We start from the raw sequence: 16,752 nt of genomic DNA on the forward strand, positions 1-16,752 counted from the left end.
ACAGGAGCCCACTCGGGGCTCCAGTTATAGAAGCGTTGATAAAAATGGATTACTTAACTAACTGTTCTTGATAGGTCTGGCTAGTCCAATCGAAGGCATAAAGCGTGCCTTGCCATTCATATAAGGTACGGCCATCTTGCTGGACGATTCTGGCATTGCTCGGCAGACTCGATACACTGCGTGCCGCCCGCGCCCGGGGAACTGCGGCAGTTGGCTCCGCTGAGACTGTTGAAGCTCTCGCCGTTGAGGCCGCCGACATTACAGTTGCGCTATTGGTTGGCATATTCGACACCATCCGACCTTCGCTCGGCGAATATTGCATGCTGGTGGTAACACGCACAGGCGCAGAAATGGCCACTGGCGTATCATCATAGCCCGTCGGGATCGACAAACCGATGCCCGAATAAGGCGAATGCCAGTAACGCTCGCGATTCCAACGCCAGTCGTCATTCCATATCCCATCATTCCAGCCATAGCCAAGGTTCCAGCCCGTCGCTAAGCCAACTCCTAAACCCAATCCTCAAGGATAATAGGGACGGTAATATGGGCGATAATAACGATGGCTATCACTATGTTTATGATGCTTTTTATAGTGATTATCTTGGCGCCCATAACTCTCGCTATAGCGATCATTTGTGCCTCGATCCCCCGCAATCGCCCAATCTGGCGCGGCAAGACCACCGATCAACAAGGCGCCGAGTAAAGACAAAGCCAAGCCTGTTTTATGCCAAGGCTCCGCGTGCTTACTTAAGCAAACCGATTGATGTTTAAGGCATTTATCTTTAGCAAGGAATGAATAGAATCTCATATAAACCTCGATATACCGGGCGTTGGTCAAATAAACACCGACCTAGGACAAGTATTTTACGCTTCCAAAGCTGGAAGATCACTGAATAGGTTAACCCTAAAACAGAAAAATGCTATAGTGCGCGCCACACGGATTTCCACTGCAGAGGCTATTTCCACATGAGTTTTAAGGATTTACGCAGCTTTATCGATCATCTGGAAGCCAATGGCGAACTCAAACGCATTAGCTACCCCGTTGATCCTCATTTAGAAATGACAGAGATCGCCGATCGCGTTCTGCGTGCCAAAGGCCCTGCACTTCTGTTCGAAAATCCAACCAATCATTCCATGCCAGTGCTGGCTAACCTCTTTGGTACTCCAAAACGTGTCGCCATGGCGCTGGGTAAAGACGACCCGTTAGCACTGCGCGAAGTCGGTGAGCTATTAGCGTTTTTAAAAGAACCTGAGCCACCACGCGGTTTTAAAGACGCAATTGCAAAAATCCCTATGTTCAAGCAAGCCTTGAATATGCCACCCAAGACGGTGCGTAATCCAGCCTGTCAGCAAGTGGTTAAAACCGGTGATGAGGTCGATTTAACCCAGTTACCGATTCAGCATTGTTGGCCGGGCGATGTCGCGCCGCTGGTCACTTGGGGCTTAACCATTACTAAAGGCCCGCGTAAGAATCGCCAAAACCTTGGGATCTATCGCCAACAATTGCTAGGTAAGAATAAACTCATTATGCGCTGGCTATCCCACCGTGGTGGCGCGCTTGATTTTGCTGATTTTAAAGAGCAATTCCCCGGTGAGCGTTACCCTGTAGTTGTAGCCTTAGGCTCAGATCCAGTGACTATTTTAGGCGCGGTAACCCCAGTACCTGATGCGATGAGCGAATACGCCTTTGCGGGATTGCTGCGCGGTGAACGCACCGAAGTCTGCAAAGCCTTAAGCTGCGATTTAGAAGTGCCCGCCAGCAGCGAGATTATCCTCGAAGGCTATATCGATCCCGACGAAATGGCCGAAGAAGGCCCCTACGGCGACCACACGGGTTACTACAACGAGACGGATAAATTCCCCGTCTTTACTGTGACCCATATTACCCACCGTAAAGATCCGATTTACCACAGCACCTACACTGGCCGTCCACCGGATGAACCCGCCATGTTAGGCGTGGCACTCAACGAAGTGTTTGTGCCGATTTTACGTAAGCAATATCCTGAAATTATTGATTTTTATCTGCCTCCTGAAGGTTGTTCTTACCGGATGGCGGTGATCTCGATTCGCAAACAATACCCCGGCCATGCGAAACGGGTGATGATGGGCGCTTGGTCCTTCCTGCGCCAATTTATGTACACCAAGTTTATTGTGGTGGTCGATGACGATGTGAATTGCCGCGACTGGAACGATGTGATTTGGGCCATTACCACCCGTATGGACCCGAAACGCGACACAGTGATGATCGATAATACCCCTATCGATTACCTCGACTTTGCCTCTCCCGTTGCAGGCCTCGGCTCTAAAATGGGCCTCGATGCCACCAATAAGTGGGAAGGCGAAACCACCCGCGAATGGGGCACGCCGATTGTGATGGACCCTAAGGTTAAGCAAAAGATCGACTCAATCTGGGATGAGTTAGGCATAGACGACAGCCCAACCCTATAATTCAGCTTAAGCACGACGTACCCACTTAAGCCAAGAGAATTGGCCGCGAATGGCCTTAATGCGACACCTCTAACAAAATAAAAAGGTGCAAAGGAAGTTTGATGAAAACCATACGTTGTAAGATAGAGAAAGTAACCCCCTTTAATGACGCCGTGTATCAGGTGTGGTTAAAGCCCGATACCCCCTTGGAGTTTCAAGCGGGACAATACCTGTGTGTTGTGATGGGTGAAAAAGATAAACGTCCCTTCTCTATCGCGTCCGCCCCTAATGCCGAAGTGATTGAGCTTCATATTGGTGCGGCCGTCAGCGAAAGCTATCCAATGCAAGTGGTTGAAAGATTGCGTAATAGCACGCATATCGACATCGAAGCGCCAGGCGGCGAAGCCCATTTACGCCACGACAGCCAGCGCCCACGTTTATTGATCGCCGGTGGCACAGGCTTCTCGTACATTAAGAGTATTGTCGAGCAACAAATCGCCCTTGGCCAACAGGTTGAGACCACGCTGTATTGGGGTTGCCGCACCCAAGATGCCATGTACTACGAAAGCATCGCCCGCGCATGGCACGACGCTCACCCTTGGTTGCATTTTGTGCCCGTTATTGAAGAGGCCCCAGCAAACTGGCAAGGCAAAACCGCCAACCTACTCGCGCAAATCAAACAGGATTTTATCAGCCTCAATGGCTATGACATCTATATCGCAGGACGTTTCGATATGGTCGGTGCCGCCCGCGAAATCTTCCGCGAAATGGGTGTTGAAGAAGCCCATCTCTACGGCGATGCCTTCGCGTTTATCAAATAACGCGTTGATTTGTAGCTTGGCTGGCTAACCTTTGCCAACATAGGCTCAAACAATAAACCCCAGTTTTTACTGGGGTTTTGTTTTTGGTTTGATCGCTTTTTTAACCGACTCACGAACGAGAGTTCTTATCGAACAACGTCCATATCTACGACTTGGTTACTCCCCAAGCCTCTCCATTCGCACCACTAGCGTATTAGGTTTAATGTGGATAGAAGGCTTTATTTAAAAGACTAAACCATAAAGAAATCCTGATGCGATAGCCATACCTAAAATAACGCCGAGAAAGGCAGCAATCATTTGATTTTTAAAGATCGCTTTTAACAAAATCACTTCAGTGATACTCGCGCCAGCACTGCCGATGATAAATGCCATCACAGAGCCCATTGCCATACCTTTTTGAACTAATGCCGCTGTGAGAGGGATGACGGCTTCGGCACGAATATAAAGGGGAATGCCAATAACCGCAGCAACAGGAATGGCATACCAAGTGGCCTCGCCGGCATAGTTCACGATAAATTCAGTGGGAATAAAGCCATAGATAAATGAGCCGAGTAACACCCCGACAAAAAGATAGGGTAATACATGCTTAAAGTCCTTCCATGTGGTGCGCCAAACTCGCAATGAACGACTCACAATATCGAGTTTAGGCGGTACAGTCGGGATATCAGCACCAGGAGTAGCCGACGCCGATGTTGTCCCACAGCAGGAAGATGCTAACGGTGCTGGTTTGGTTTCGCAGCAGGAAGATAGTGCTGAAGTAGGCTTAACATCAGCATAAAGGAACATCTTAGATGAAGACTTTACATCACTACACAGGGATACAATCGGCGCTAATTTAGTAGTTTCACCGCATAAAGATAAGGCTGGTGCTGCTTTTGTGTCGCAGCAACTTGAGTGCTCTACATTTTCTTGACCATAAGCCTCTTTACGCACATATCGTTCGAATCCTAGTTTTTCAAGGGTATAGCCCGCAATGACCGATACTCCCATTGCCATGACAAAGTAAAATACCGCGACTTTCACACCGAAAGTGACCACGAATAATCCCACAATGATAGGGTTTAGTAATGGGCTAGCAAATAGAAACACCATCATAGGACCAAAGCCAGCACGAGCCCTGAGTAAACCTTTTAAGAATGGGATCGTTGAGCAAGAGCAAAATGGCGTAATAGATCCAAGTAAAGCAGCAACCAAATATCCTTTGCCATTACGCGAACTCAAAATGGATTGCACTTTTTGAGGGGTAACAAACTCTTGAAGCATACCAACGAGATAGCTAATCACAAGGAATAACAAGGTTAACTCAAGCGCAAGAAACGCAAACATATTTACCGTTTCTTTTAGCATAGTGATGAGCTGTGGATTCATTTCTACCCTTAAAACATTTCGAATATTCTGGAATAATAGTTATGATAACGACAATTTTCAACACTAAATTTCCATAAATGCAGAAATATAGTGTGAACACAGTATCAACAACAGATAAAGTTCATACTCATTGGGGATAGCAGTGCTTTTTGAAGCCGCTTAAAGATAGATAATTCTGGTATTATCGAATAAATTGATGGCATGAACGAAAACAACAGTATCAATATGAATATTGAAAATGCAGCTAAAGTATTGAAAGAACTCGGACATCCTACTCGTCTTGCCCTGTTCAGGATATTGGTAAAGGGTGGCTACGAAGGCGTTGCCGTGGGGCAACTACAAGAAGAGTTGCAGATCCCGGGTTCTACACTCTCGCATCATATTAGCGCCTTAGTATCAGCGGGGATTATCTCGCAGCGACGTGAAGGAAGAGTATTGTACTGCGTACCCGATTATCAATTATTACAAGGACTCGTACATTTTTTACAGGATCAATGTTGCAGTGCCCAGCGCCCTAAAATAGAGGAAGAGGCATAAACACACCTTCATACTACTTGCTAATCTCTGAAGTGCCTTGCACAAGCATTAAACAAGGACGTTTTATGCTCTGCAATACTCTGGCTCGCCTTACCCAGCAACCTAACGCTCAATATCTGTGAGCATCACTAAAGGCAGGTTATCCAATGCATGCTTTTTTGTTGTCACGGCTCGAGTATTATCCTATCGATAAAATATAAACCCCAGTTTTTACTGGGGCTTATATTAATTGATCAACAACGACAAGTATCACTGATGGCTAGGAATAGACTTGTACGCTTATTTCCCTAAATTATCAGCTAACTGTTTAGCGCGACTCGCAGCCCACTGGTCGATCATCTTTTCCAGCTCGCTTGCACTAATTGGGGTATCTTTTTGGGTAGTGTCTTCACTCTCGCGAGCATCTAAAACTCGTACTAATAACTTACCGCTTTGTGAGTCAAGCAATTGCGACATGCTGCCAACCTTGAGCAAGTAAGGCTCCATACCTATTGCCTCTTTTGTCACATCAATGGCAATCTTCGCCGGTAATAAATCGCGTAATTTAAGCTCTGGTCGAGTTAAATCGAAATTTGTCACCGCCGCTTGAACTCTAATCACGCCAGGGCCAGACTCAGTCGCAATCTTGACTCCATTTTTCGTCAATTCATTTTTAAACTTCGTATGATAATAACGGCCAATCTCATTCTGCTCATTAACCGTTAATAGATACCACTGGCCATTCTCTTGACGAATAAATTGTAATGGATCGAGCAACACTTGATTGTACTGGCGCAGATCTACACCCTGCTCCTTATAAATACGCTGATTGGATTAGTTTCACTCGTTTTGAACGCATCAAAGGGCACAACTTGAAACCCACTCATCGCCCTTTCCTTTACCGAGCATCCACCCATCCCCAGTAAGACCGTCGCCATGGCAATCATTACCACTTTTTTCATATTTGCTCCTGCACTGATTAATAATTTGTTTTTAGGATGAACACCGCGATAAGCGGGCCTTCTCCTAAGTAGTATTCCAACCAACAGCCTTCCACAGTGGACACGACAAGGCAGCCCGTATCGACAACTCAAACAGTGACAACAGAACTCACTTTATCAAACGGGTTCAGCACTTTATCTTACTGATAGAATAGTAATAACGTAGATTTTAGCGATTAGAAAGTCGCGCAAGCATTTATCTGTAAACTAGGTATGTGCCATAGCGTTAACACAACATCTTTCATATGAAAAAACACCCAATACAACATTTCACTAAAGAAGATTGCAGATATACCGTTTTTTCGCAGTAGGGTTATTTTAAATACAGCAGGACCTGTACCTGCGGCATCCCGAGGGGAAGGTGAACTTCAGTGATCTCGGCATTGGCCCTCAATCTCAAAAGAGTTGTGCCAGTCCGATCTTTCTTTGAACGAAACCATTTTAATATATGCGCGAAATTTAATATCAAAGAGTATCAATCAACTACCCAAAAATATATTTTGCGGCCTGTTATAAATAGTCATAAACTCCGAACTTATTAAATAATAACACTCGGATAATTAAATGGTTAAGCAAGTTATCTTGGATTGGACTCAAGGAAAAATTATTGATGATGAATTCTTTCCAGAAGATAAGCTAGGAAGAGAAAAGTACGCTACTTTTCTAACTAAACTGCTAGCCTCTCAAGGTTATGATGACCAGAGAACTGATGGTGACAAAAAACGGAATTATGTGCTTAATCTCAATGCTGAGTGGGGTGCAGGCAAAACCTACTTTCTCAAACGCTGGTCCGAAGACCTAAAAGAGCATTATCCTGTCGTATATGTAGATGCATGGAAAAAGGACTACTCAGATGACCCTTTGATGACAGTCATTTCATCCATTATTGACCAATTAAGAAAGCAAGCAGGAAAAGATAAAGATTCTCCAGTATTCAAAGCTCCTCGTAAGTTGATCGGCTTATTAAAGGCAGCGGCCCCTGGTATTGGTCGAGGATTATTTAAGCGATATGTCGGCATAGATCCTGTCGAAATTATGAATGCAGATGACGATAATGAAAATATTGGTCACATCAAGGGGGAAAATGGCCAAGATCTATTAGATACGAATAGTAACCCAATTGATATGAGCTTTGCCGCTTCAGAAGCGGTTAAGTATCTAATTGATGAACATGATGCAAAATCCAAAGCGATTGATAGCCTTAAAAAAAGTGTATCTGAATGGGTTGGAGCTGTTGTAGGCAATAAACAAAATAGCTATCCCGCTTTCATTTTTATTGATGAACTAGACCGTTGTAGGCCTAGCTATGCTGTTGAAATGCTAGAAACCATTAAACATATTTTTGATATTGATGGGGTTGTATTTGTCGTTGCAACAGACACAGAGCAGCTTCAGCATGCCGTTAAAGCGGTATACGGCGAGGGTTTTGACGCCAAAATTTACCTAGGCCGCTTTTTCAATAGTCGTTATAGCCTCAAGTCACCTAATTTAGAAAATTTTTTAGACGTACACAGCGATGCCAACAAGCTTTCAGAGGATTATTTAAAGAGAGTCAACATTGAAATATTCCCTCCTAATAGTGATGCTAAAATAACACTTAAAAATATATCAATTGTTCTTGAGGCCTTTAATGCCTCTCCGCGCACAGCAATTCAAATCACAGATAGAATACTGGCGACCATATCAAACATGCCCAGAGGTTCCAAGCTCGATATATTGATGTTGACGACTTTGCTTTGTATTAAAGAAAAGGACAATAAACTTTTTGAAGAAATCGTAAATGGCAAGTTTGAAAAAGTTATCCAGAAAGGTGATGGTACTAAAACTATCTATTTAGCTGAGTGGATAGAAAGTTACATACCAACAAGTTCTCATAACCGCCTTATTGAAATGAACTTCGACCCACAGCAATATGCGGATCGTCAGTTTACATACGGTCCATATTATAACCCGATGGGCATACCTTACACATCAGGCTCATATTGTTTTGAGTTACTTAAATATCTGAAAGAAATTTTCTCTTCTCACTTTGGTTCCAAAACAATACGTTCTACCTTTGCGTTTCTAAGTGACACACACCAACGTCCGAAAAGAGTGGACACAGATTTAGAGAAAACTTGCAAGACTCTTATCGAAGAACATCATCAATTTAACTCTAAAGGTATTAACCCATTCCAAGCCTCTGCTCTTTTGTGGGCTAATTTTCTCTATATTAGAAATCAGTTCGAAGATATCGGTATGGATGAATATAAAGACTTTGTCGAGTTGGCATCCCCTCTGGATTGGATGGGGCAAGAGGATCTAACAGAAAAAAAATAGGATTTGCATAACTCTTTGGGAATGAACAATACACCGAGTCTACAGAAGTTCACCTCCCCTGCGAAGTTGCTGAAGGGCGTTGAAGAAAATCGCGTAACGCAGACAGGAAGTCTGCGTAGCTTTCGGGGAAGGGGCGAATGAAAATCAGTGATTTTCGAGCTTATGAGCGAGAGGCAGGGACTGCCGAACTGGAGTGCTTTACAGGGATGTAAAGCGGACCCATCGGAAGCGTTAGCGATTTTCGAATAAGCACGAAGCCACTAACCAATGCATGTAACTTCGCTAGGGGCGGCAAGGGAGATCCAAGAGGGAATTGCTGTTGATCCCCTCTTGGTCGGGTGTGGGGTGAAGCCCCACGACTTTGACTTTGATTTAAAAACTATAAAGCTAAACCAATACCTCAAATTAAAAAACTCAAACGAAGTTTAAAAACACCCAGCCCTGCGGCACCAGAGCAACCCTTACACCTGAGGTCTATGCAAATCAAACCTTAATTCTTCCGAAATCCCATAGTAGGCCGATGGGCCGCCGGCGCGCAGCACGGGTTCGGCGAGGGCGGTTTGGTATACCCCTTCACTATCGAGTAAATGCTTGGCGATATGCACAGCAACCACTTCACCTAGCACTAGCCAAGTATCAATCTTGTCACCATTGGCGGCTGTTAATTGAATACATTGAGAAAGCTTACACTCAAAGTTTACTGGGCTTTCGGCCACCAGCTCGGCTTGAACGATAGTGCCAGCCTTAGGAGTCAGTCCGGCAAAGGCAAACTCATCTTCACCGCGGGGCAACATGGCGGAGGTTTGATTCATTTTCTCGGCGAGGCTGCGGGTAGTGAGGTTCCACACAAACTCCCCTGTCTCGACGATATTAGCAACACTGTCCTTCCAGCCCGTACTAGCGAAGCCAATGATCGGTGGTTTGTAGTTGAAACAATTAAAAAAACTATAGGGCGCAAGATTGCGTTGCCCCTGCGCATTGCGGGAAGAAATCCAACCTATGGGTCTGGGGGCTATAATGGCATTTAAGGGATCGTGCGATAACCCATGTCCCTTACTCGGCTCGTAAAAATAGCGGTTTTCTACACTCATGCCTCATCCCTTAATCACAATGTAAATACTCAAGCATCATCTTACAGGACTTCAGCGAACCGCTAAATATTCTAATAGCTGAATAGCGCAAAGTATAAGGGGAACAATATGTTCCCCTTAGTTGATGCTGTTTAAGACGATGAACTTACCAGATCTTGACGCGATCCTCAGGGGCTAAGTACAGCTTATCGCCGGGCTTCACATCAAAGGCTGTGTACCAAGCGTCTAAGTTACGCACGGTCAGCGCGCGGTACATGCCAGGGGCATGACCATCGGTCGCCACGCGGGCACGCAAAGCTTCGTCACGCATCTTGGTTGCCCAAGTTTGCGCGAAGCCGATAAAGAAGCGTTGGTCGCCGGTAAAGCCATCGATAACCGGTGCAGGTTTACCGTTAAGCGAGGCATGGTAGGCATCGAGTGCGGCCGCTAAGCCCGCCACGTCAGCAATGTTTTCACCTAAGGTCAGCTTGCCGTTTACATGCAAATCTGGGAATGGCGCATAGGCATCAAACTGCTTAGCCAGTGCCTCACCTTGTTTGGCAAACTGAGCAAAGTCCGCTGGTGTCCACCAGTTACGCATTGCGCCCGTCGAGTCGAACGCCGCACCATTATTATCGAAGCTATGGCTGATTTCATGGCCAATCACAGCACCAATCGCGCCATAGTTATAGGCGGCATCGGCCTTAGCATCGAAGAATGGCGGCTGCAAAATCCCCGCAGGGAAGTTAAGCGCATTCTGCACCGGCAGGTTAACTGCGTTAACCACTTGCGGCGTCATCCACCACTCGCCCTTGTCCATTGGTTTGCCGATTTTGGCGAGTTGATGGGCATATTCCACCTTTTCACCATTGATAGCATTGGCATAGGCATTGGTTGGCGATACCGCATAGGCATCGTAATTGCGCCATTTATCAGGGTAACCCACGCCAACGGCGATGGTCGCGACCTTAGCTAAGGCTTCCTGCTTGGTTGAAGGGTCCATCCACTCGAGTTTTTCGACCCGCTTACCAAAGGCACTGACGATGTTATCCACCATAGTGCTAACTTCGGCCTTGGCCGAGGCCGGGAAATAATGCTCGGCGTAGGCGTGGCCCACGGCATCTCCAAGGTATTGATCCAAGGCGCTCAAGGCGCGTTTATCACGGCTGCGCTGCTCTGGCGTGCCCGACAGCTTAGTGCCATTAAAGGCAAAGGAAGCGTTATCGATAGCCGATGGCAATACATCGGCGTGGCTGTTGATATGGTGGAACACCAACCAGTCTTTCCACGCATCCAGCGGCTCAGAGGCCACCAGCGCCGAGAGATTGGTAATAGCACTGGCGTGATAGGCGGCAAATCTGTCTTGCTTGCCAAGCTGGGCGGCATCTAAAAAGGCAGTCCAGTCGATACCTGGGGCTTTAGCGTCGAAGTCGGCACGGCTCCACACACCCGATGCCTTAGTGAAATCTTCACTGTCTTCACGGCTGGCGTGGGCGCTAGCGATCTTGTGTTCGAGGGCAAAAATGCGATCTGCACGGCTAGCAGCATCGCTAATACCCGCATCGGTTAACAGGGTTTCGATATAAGCGCGGTAAGCGGTGCGGATCTCGACCATTTTAGGATCGTCCGACAGATAGTATTCGCGCTCGGGTAAGCCTAAACCGCCTTGGAGAAAATAAGGTAATACTTCACCCGGAGTCGCCAGACCTTGGGTGACGAAAATACCGAAGAGGTTTTCAGTGAAAAAGTCGGTGGCATTGAGCGGGTCCACATCGGCGCGCAGGTTAGCACCAAGCGCCGCCGATAAGGCTTGTTTATCCGCAATGGCTTGATAACGGGCTAAATCGGCTTCCATTGGCTTCATGCCCGCCGCATCGATTGCCGCAGTGTTAGTGTACGCCTTGTAGAAATCGGCAATGCGCGCATCATCGCTGCCAGCGGCGTGTTCGGCCTTGACTAAGTCGGCGATCAGGCTGGTCTTATGCTTTTCCGTCTCTTGGAAAGCCACTAAAAAGGCGCCCGTGCTTGAGCGATCGGCGGGGATCTCAGTGGTTTTCATCCATTCGCCATTGGCGTAGGTATAAAAGTCATCACCGGGTTTCACCTTGGGCGACATGGCCGCGAGGTTAATGCCAATCGGCATGGCGGGTTGGCTGGCGGCGGGCGCTGCGCTGGTTTGTACTTTTGCAGCATTGTCGCTGGCGGCAGCGGCGGTTTCCTTGGTGTTATCACCACAGGCAGTTAATCCCGTCAGTACTGTTGTTGACAGTAATAAGGCGGGGATCAGGCGGTCCGACATAAGAGACTCCTTCCGTTGTTATTCTTGTATTTTTGGTATTTTGGCTAATCTAGATGCTTGCTAGCATGGTCTGGCAGTGTAACTGGCGATATGGTGGGATGTAAAAGAAACTCACACTTTATGATAGAAAGTTAATGCAAAGTCTTTAATACACGCTTTTGAGCGACGAGCCCAAAACAAAACAGCCGATGACTATCGGCTGTTTTAATAACATGCGAAGTTAGAGTTTGACTTGGGTGTACTGAGTCCACGCCAGCAGTTGTCCCATTTGCGGGACGATCCAAACGGCTGTGTCCTTATTTTGATAAACCCGATAATAGAACAGATCTTCATCGCGAATATCGTGCTTACGAATCGCGCGGTAAAACTGCATTGCCGAGTGGCTCACTTCATCGGGTTTGGTCAGCTCTTTTTGTGATACTTTGACATGAAAAACATCCACATTGAGATCACCTATCTGGGTTTGATATTGCTCAAAATCGCCCCGAATGGTGTACTTAATCGGTGTAGTTAAACAGTCCTGATCGGTAATGCATGAGGTGGAGTAAAACTTGCCTCGGCTTTGCCCCTCGTACACCAGCGACATGCTGAGATCCGTGCGAACCAGTAACTCACCAGCCACCGGAAAATAAATATCCGCATGGTAGTTATGCTCCAGTAGCTCCCCAACCCCTTTATCATCAACAGGTAAGACTACGCGGTTGTAGCGGATCCGCTCTTCCATCTTTTTACTAAGTGGAATAAATTCCGCCATACTCAGGCCAGCGGGTTTAGCATCAATCGAAGTGATATTGATGATGCCTTTGCCAGTACAATCCTTGGCATCTAACGCAGGGCATATTGCCATCGAATAGTTTTTACCATCCGTTGACGCAAAGGCACTGAAATAAGGTAAGCCATCGATATGATTGCCTTCTGGGGCTAAATGTTTTTGCCACCACGAGGGGTGTAAATGCTCTTCATCATCGATATACAACACCTGCGCCGTACCTAAGGTGCCACCAATATTCAGGCTGATATATTTATCGGCATTCCATTTCGCGACATGCTTCACCACAGCATGGTGATCGCTCCAGTACCAGATCAAGGTGAGGATCATCCCCAGCATGACGATACCAGCAACCTTAGTCCAAGCAGAGACACCCACAATCGCATCGCGGATAGCATCAGCATCGTTAATCGCCAACATTTTTACATGGGACTGTTCTGAGACATGCAATTGATAACCGCGGCGCGCCACAGTTTTGAGCTGTACCTCGGTATAAGGCTCTAATTTTTTACGTAATGTGCTGATGCATTGGGTCAAAGAGGTTGGTGCGACCACGCGATCTGGCCAGCCTACTTGTAGCAATTCTTCCTTGGTAAAAATGGCATTCGGCGATGACAGCAGCAACACGAGTACGGAGGCCTCTGAAAAAGTCAGGCCGATCTCGGTTCCATGAACATGGTCAACCAGCAGCTTGGCCTGTTCATCTAGCATGAGGTATGAAGTAATTTTATGCATGTTAAGCGCCCAAAACTAAGCCAAAACAATAGACTATGATTGCGCTAACAACGGGCAAACACAGTGAAACTCAGTTTCACCCGAGAGCAACCGTGACTTGTGGCTACCAAATCAAGATGGCTTATTTTACCTTTTAACAACATAAAATACTGTGACTCTACACTCAGTTTACCTATTGTTTTTTAAGCGTAAATTTAAACTAATGCAGGGGTATCTAAACTTCTTGGCGATTAAAAATAACGCAACAAACCAGTAGCAAAACAGTAAACCAGCACACAAATACACCATACATTAAGGGCAAGCCCATACCCGTTTGGGAAATTAGGGCGAGAGTACTCTTTGCCGATAAGGTATCGGCAGGGTTTGCGAGTAAGTTTAAAGCCCGGAAAAGATCGGTAGGATTGATTAAAATCAATAGGTTAAATAGTTGACGATTGAGTACTTCAGCCATACTGACGAGGGCTGTTAATAGTACCAAATCGTAGACCAACACCAACACAAACCAGAGCAGCAGTAATACACCTAAGGCTTTGGCTTTTTCGCGCACACATAGGCTCACGCAGTAACCTAAGAGTACAAACACTAAGGACAATAAAATTCCGCTACCCATCAGATGAATAAAGCCAATCACTAAGGCCAGCCGTGCGTGTTCGGCTCCAAGGACAAGCAGCAACAAGGCCGTTAAGCCAAATCCCAATAAACAGGCAGTGGCCATCACATAGGCGTGGCCGAGTAATTTGCCACAAACCAAATGCCAACGGGCTAAGGGGTAAGTCAGCAACAACAGCAAGGTGCCCGATTCCCGCTCACCAACAAAGCTATCGTAGCTAAGTAAAATGGCACCCAAAGGTAAAATAAACACCGCGAGCGTGACTAAACCAGAAAAAATTTGCGCGCTCTCAAATACCACTAAACTGCCCGATACTGCGCTGCCCATAAAACTCACACACAGCGAAAGAATCAATAACATACCCGCCATAAGCCATAACCAACGGTTACGCAGATTGTCTTTAAATTCTTTTACCGCAACGGCTTGAATCAATGTCAGCGCCATAGGAGGACGAAAACTCGACAAGCCTTGCTGCTGATCTAACTGACAGATTTGGCTCATGCCACTAACTCCGAATTAAGGTTTTCTGTACCAGCAAAGGTGTTGCAACTGGACGCGCTCTGGGGCTGAAGATTCGCCATATAACAATGGAAAATATCCTGTAAACTCGGCGGCACAATAGAAAACTCATGGATCTTCAGGGAGTGTAATTGCTGTATCACCTTGGCTTTTAGCGCATCAGGCACCCTTAAGCACACTCGGTCTGAGGCTGAGGGTTCTAACAGTGAGGCGAACAACGCTTGGCTTAGCAACTGCTGATATTGCAGCGGCGTAAAGTGATGCAATTCAATCAGGCTGGGTAGCGAGGTTGCAGCCCTAAGACTGAGCAAATTCCCTGAGGCAAGCATCTGGCCTTGGCCTAAAATCAGCGCGCTATCCATTTGATCTTGCACTAAACCTAACTCGTGGGTACTGATAATAATCGCGCAGCCTTGGGCCTTAAGTTGCGCCATTTTTTGATACAAAAAGGCCGATGCCAGCGGGTCGAGCCCGACTGTCGGTTCGTCCAACAACAGCACTTTTGGATCAGCAAGCACCGCCTGCGCTAAGCCTAAACGTTGGCGCATCCCCTTGGAAAAGGTGCGCAGCCGTTTATCCTTAGCCGCCATCAGGCCAAACTCTTCCAGTAAAAGGTTGACTCGCACAGGTGCAACGCCCTTAAGCTTGGCAAAGTAGCTTAAGAGTTCATGCGCCGTCATATTGTCATAAAAGCTTACATTTTCAGGCAAATACCCTAAAGATAAACTCGCATTGACCCGCTTGGCTTGTACCTCTTGCCCCTGCACAAATAACTGGCCCGCGCTTGGGGATACCAAGCCTAAAATCATTTTGATCAGCGTAGATTTACCGGCACCATTATGGCCTAGCAGCGCTAAGGTTTGGCCTGTAAACACCTCAAAATTAAGATCTTTTACCGCTTCAAATTCGGCATACCGCTTGCTCAATCCAACGGCCTTAACAGCCACTTGCCCTTGGGCGGCAGTTTGCTTTGTCATTAATGTCAGCGCCTGTGGATTGATGGCGTTGTTGGTAAAATGGCTCATATTCCATCTCCCTCTGTGGTCAGTCGCATTAAGGGGAAACTATCACTCACACCGCTGACACTCGTTGGCTGAAACTGCCGCTCTACCCAACGCAGCAGCAATACCACCGGGCTTTCCATCAGTAGTTTCGCCTCGGGATAGAGCCAAAATAGCTTGTCTAAATTGTCGTTAGGTCTGTGGGTAACATCCCCCACTCCGTCGCCATTAGCATCCCAGCCGCGGTATTCAGACCAGTAATTGCCCTGCCCCTGATAACTCCACTCCAGCTGAGCTTCACCGACATACTTAACTTGGGTCTGATTGGCTAAAATACGATTATGCCATAGGCGGTTTGCTTCACCGCCCATCGCCATGCTGATCCCAGTATCACTGTGACTAAATTCATTATGTTGAATGCGATTATTCTGCGCGGCGTAGATAAAAATGCCCTTGCCTTCGTTACCGAGCTCTACCGAACCTTGGGGATGCTTGACGTCTGTGGCGATATTCGCCTGAATATGAGAGTCGTTGGTGATATTGAGCAGAATGCCAAAGTCCCGCGCTTGGCTGACGCGATTATGGTGCAGGTAGATTTGTTGTGAATTCATCAATGCGTAGCCGCCGTCGACGCTAATCGCTTGATTGTTTGAGGCTTCATCACCTCGGGTATACATGTAGTGGATGCCGTATTGAAGCTTAGCGAATTGATTATGGTGAATTTTGCTGTCCGTCACCGACTCGAGATATACCCCATCGCGGACAAAGATAACATGATTTTGTTGCACATCGGGCGCGGTCACATGCTTAAGGAAAATCCCATCGCCTCGGTCTAATACATAGATAGCGCCATTGCCACTGATGCTATTTTCAAGAATGCGGGGCGCAGCAAGTTGCTCGCCATAAATCCCAAAGCCATCCCCCACCAGCCGATTGCCCTTGATAAGCACCTCGTCTGCCCCTGGCTGCAATAAAATGCCTGCATCATGGTAATAAAGATCCCGCCCCCAATGGCGAATATTGAGTCCTTCGACAATCACTTTGGGTGCAGTAATGGTGAGGGCGCTGCCTTGGCGTAGGGCATCGAGGGTCGCGCCCGCTTCGGCCTTAATATGAATGGAGCGGGTGACACTGAAATTACCTTCATACACTGCGGTATCAAGTACGAGTGTGTCACCGTCCTGCGCCTGCGCCAATGCTTGGGTTAAAGAGGCGGAATCTTTAACCCTTAACTCCTGCGTCACACCGATAAAGGATAAGGTGCAGAGCCAACAGAGGAGCAATAAACGCAGCATGA

General features: G+C 46.9%; 13 protein-coding genes and 1 pseudogene. 4 read left to right on the forward strand and 10 right to left on the reverse strand.

All coding sequences use genetic code 11. From position 1 onward, the window contains the following. Positions 1–49: 49 nt before the first annotated feature. A pseudogene (locus AEA42_RS20190) lies at positions 50–808 on the reverse strand (hypothetical protein). Between the two features lie 158 nt (positions 809–966). Between AEA42_RS20190 and ubiD the strand changes: the two are divergent. Both ubiD and fre read left to right on the forward strand, forming a co-directional pair. Further along, on the forward strand, positions 967–2,448 hold the full coding sequence (gene ubiD, locus AEA42_RS20195) for a 4-hydroxy-3-polyprenylbenzoate decarboxylase (protein ID WP_055648675.1): 1,482 nt from the start codon (positions 967–969) through the stop codon (positions 2,446–2,448). A gap of 101 nt (positions 2,449–2,549) precedes the next feature. After that, positions 2,550–3,248 (forward strand): NAD(P)H-flavin reductase, encoded by a 699-nt coding sequence (fre, locus tag AEA42_RS20200; protein WP_055648676.1) that lies wholly within the window; start codon positions 2,550–2,552, stop codon positions 3,246–3,248. Positions 3,249–3,470: 222 nt separating this feature from the next. On the opposite strand, the gene AEA42_RS20205 is transcribed toward fre, so the two are convergent. Next, positions 3,471–4,616 (reverse strand): permease, encoded by a 1,146-nt coding sequence (locus AEA42_RS20205; RefSeq protein ID WP_055648677.1) that lies wholly within the window; start codon positions 4,614–4,616, stop codon positions 3,471–3,473. 225 nt (positions 4,617–4,841) lie between these two features. Between AEA42_RS20205 and AEA42_RS20210 the strand changes: the two genes are divergently transcribed. After that, entirely contained in the window at positions 4,842–5,153 is a 312-nt protein-coding gene (locus AEA42_RS20210; RefSeq protein WP_037414026.1) for a metalloregulator ArsR/SmtB family transcription factor, read from the forward strand. 279 nt (positions 5,154–5,432) lie between these two features. On the opposite strand, the gene AEA42_RS20215 is transcribed toward AEA42_RS20210, so the two are convergent. Both AEA42_RS20215 and AEA42_RS22765 read right to left on the reverse strand, forming a co-directional pair. Next, on the reverse strand, positions 5,433–5,912 hold the full coding sequence (locus AEA42_RS20215) for a DUF3313 family protein (RefSeq protein WP_231640424.1): 480 nt from the start codon (positions 5,910–5,912) through the stop codon (positions 5,433–5,435). A 20-nt stretch (positions 5,913–5,932) separates the two neighbouring features. Beyond that, the gene (locus AEA42_RS22765) at positions 5,933–6,094 is read right to left on the reverse strand and encodes a hypothetical protein (protein WP_197278469.1); all 162 of its coding nucleotides are present in this window, start codon (positions 6,092–6,094) and stop codon (positions 5,933–5,935) included. Between the two features lie 603 nt (positions 6,095–6,697). On the opposite strand from AEA42_RS22765, the gene AEA42_RS20220 reads away from it, so the two are divergent. Further along, on the forward strand, positions 6,698–8,452 hold the full coding sequence (locus AEA42_RS20220) for a P-loop NTPase fold protein (RefSeq protein ID WP_055648678.1): 1,755 nt from the start codon (positions 6,698–6,700) through the stop codon (positions 8,450–8,452). A 461-nt stretch (positions 8,453–8,913) separates the two neighbouring features. On the opposite strand, the gene AEA42_RS20225 is transcribed toward AEA42_RS20220, so the two are convergent. The 6 genes from AEA42_RS20225 to nosD form a co-directional block, all read right to left on the reverse strand. Further along, complete coding sequence (locus AEA42_RS20225; RefSeq protein WP_055648679.1) at positions 8,914–9,543, reverse strand: flavin reductase family protein; 630 nt, start codon at positions 9,541–9,543, stop codon at positions 8,914–8,916. A gap of 145 nt (positions 9,544–9,688) precedes the next feature. Further along, the gene (locus AEA42_RS20230) at positions 9,689–11,821 is read right to left on the reverse strand and encodes a M13 family metallopeptidase (protein ID WP_055648680.1); all 2,133 of its coding nucleotides are present in this window, start codon (positions 11,819–11,821) and stop codon (positions 9,689–9,691) included. Positions 11,822–12,041: 220 nt separating this feature from the next. Continuing rightward, a complete protein-coding gene (locus AEA42_RS20235; protein ID WP_055648681.1) occupies positions 12,042–13,325 on the reverse strand; it encodes a helix-turn-helix domain-containing protein in 1,284 nt (427 codons plus the stop codon). A gap of 214 nt (positions 13,326–13,539) precedes the next feature. Continuing rightward, complete coding sequence (locus tag AEA42_RS20240; RefSeq protein ID WP_055648682.1) at positions 13,540–14,436, reverse strand: ABC transporter permease; 897 nt, start codon at positions 14,434–14,436, stop codon at positions 13,540–13,542. Continuing rightward, complete coding sequence (locus AEA42_RS20245; protein ID WP_055648683.1) at positions 14,433–15,479, reverse strand: ABC transporter ATP-binding protein; 1,047 nt, start codon at positions 15,477–15,479, stop codon at positions 14,433–14,435. Before AEA42_RS20245 ends, AEA42_RS20240 begins: the two co-directional genes overlap by 4 nt. Further along, positions 15,476–16,750, reverse strand: a complete 1,275-nt coding sequence (gene nosD, locus AEA42_RS20250; protein WP_055648684.1) for a nitrous oxide reductase family maturation protein NosD — start codon at positions 16,748–16,750, stop codon at positions 15,476–15,478. The genes AEA42_RS20245 and nosD overlap by 4 nt, the downstream gene beginning before the upstream one ends. Positions 16,751–16,752: the final 2 nt, after the last annotated feature.

This window comes from Shewanella sp. Sh95 (assembly GCF_001308045.1).
GTDB lineage: Bacteria > Pseudomonadota > Gammaproteobacteria > Enterobacterales > Shewanellaceae > Shewanella > Shewanella xiamenensis.

Bases quoted from the DNA above. Each gene is read 5' to 3' on its own strand.
- nosD (WP_055648684.1), bottom strand. From the start codon at position 16,750: ATGCTGCGTTTATTGCTCCTCTGTTGGCTCTGCACCTTATCCTTTATC.
- fre (WP_055648676.1), top strand. From the start codon at position 2,550: ATGAAAACCATACGTTGTAAGATAGAGAAAGTAACCCCCTTTAATGAC.
- AEA42_RS20220 (WP_055648678.1), top strand. From the start codon at position 6,698: ATGGTTAAGCAAGTTATCTTGGATTGGACTCAAGGAAAAATTATTGAT.
- AEA42_RS20245 (WP_055648683.1), bottom strand. From the start codon at position 15,479: ATGAGCCATTTTACCAACAACGCCATCAATCCACAGGCGCTGACATTA.
- AEA42_RS20230 (WP_055648680.1), bottom strand. From the start codon at position 11,821: ATGTCGGACCGCCTGATCCCCGCCTTATTACTGTCAACAACAGTACTG.
- AEA42_RS20240 (WP_055648682.1), bottom strand. From the start codon at position 14,436: ATGAGCCAAATCTGTCAGTTAGATCAGCAGCAAGGCTTGTCGAGTTTT.
- ubiD (WP_055648675.1), top strand. From the start codon at position 967: ATGAGTTTTAAGGATTTACGCAGCTTTATCGATCATCTGGAAGCCAAT.
- AEA42_RS22765 (WP_197278469.1), bottom strand. From the start codon at position 6,094: ATGAAAAAAGTGGTAATGATTGCCATGGCGACGGTCTTACTGGGGATG.
- AEA42_RS20210 (WP_037414026.1), top strand. From the start codon at position 4,842: ATGAATATTGAAAATGCAGCTAAAGTATTGAAAGAACTCGGACATCCT.
- AEA42_RS20225 (WP_055648679.1), bottom strand. From the start codon at position 9,543: ATGAGTGTAGAAAACCGCTATTTTTACGAGCCGAGTAAGGGACATGGG.
- AEA42_RS20235 (WP_055648681.1), bottom strand. From the start codon at position 13,325: ATGCATAAAATTACTTCATACCTCATGCTAGATGAACAGGCCAAGCTG.
- AEA42_RS20205 (WP_055648677.1), bottom strand. From the start codon at position 4,616: ATGAATCCACAGCTCATCACTATGCTAAAAGAAACGGTAAATATGTTT.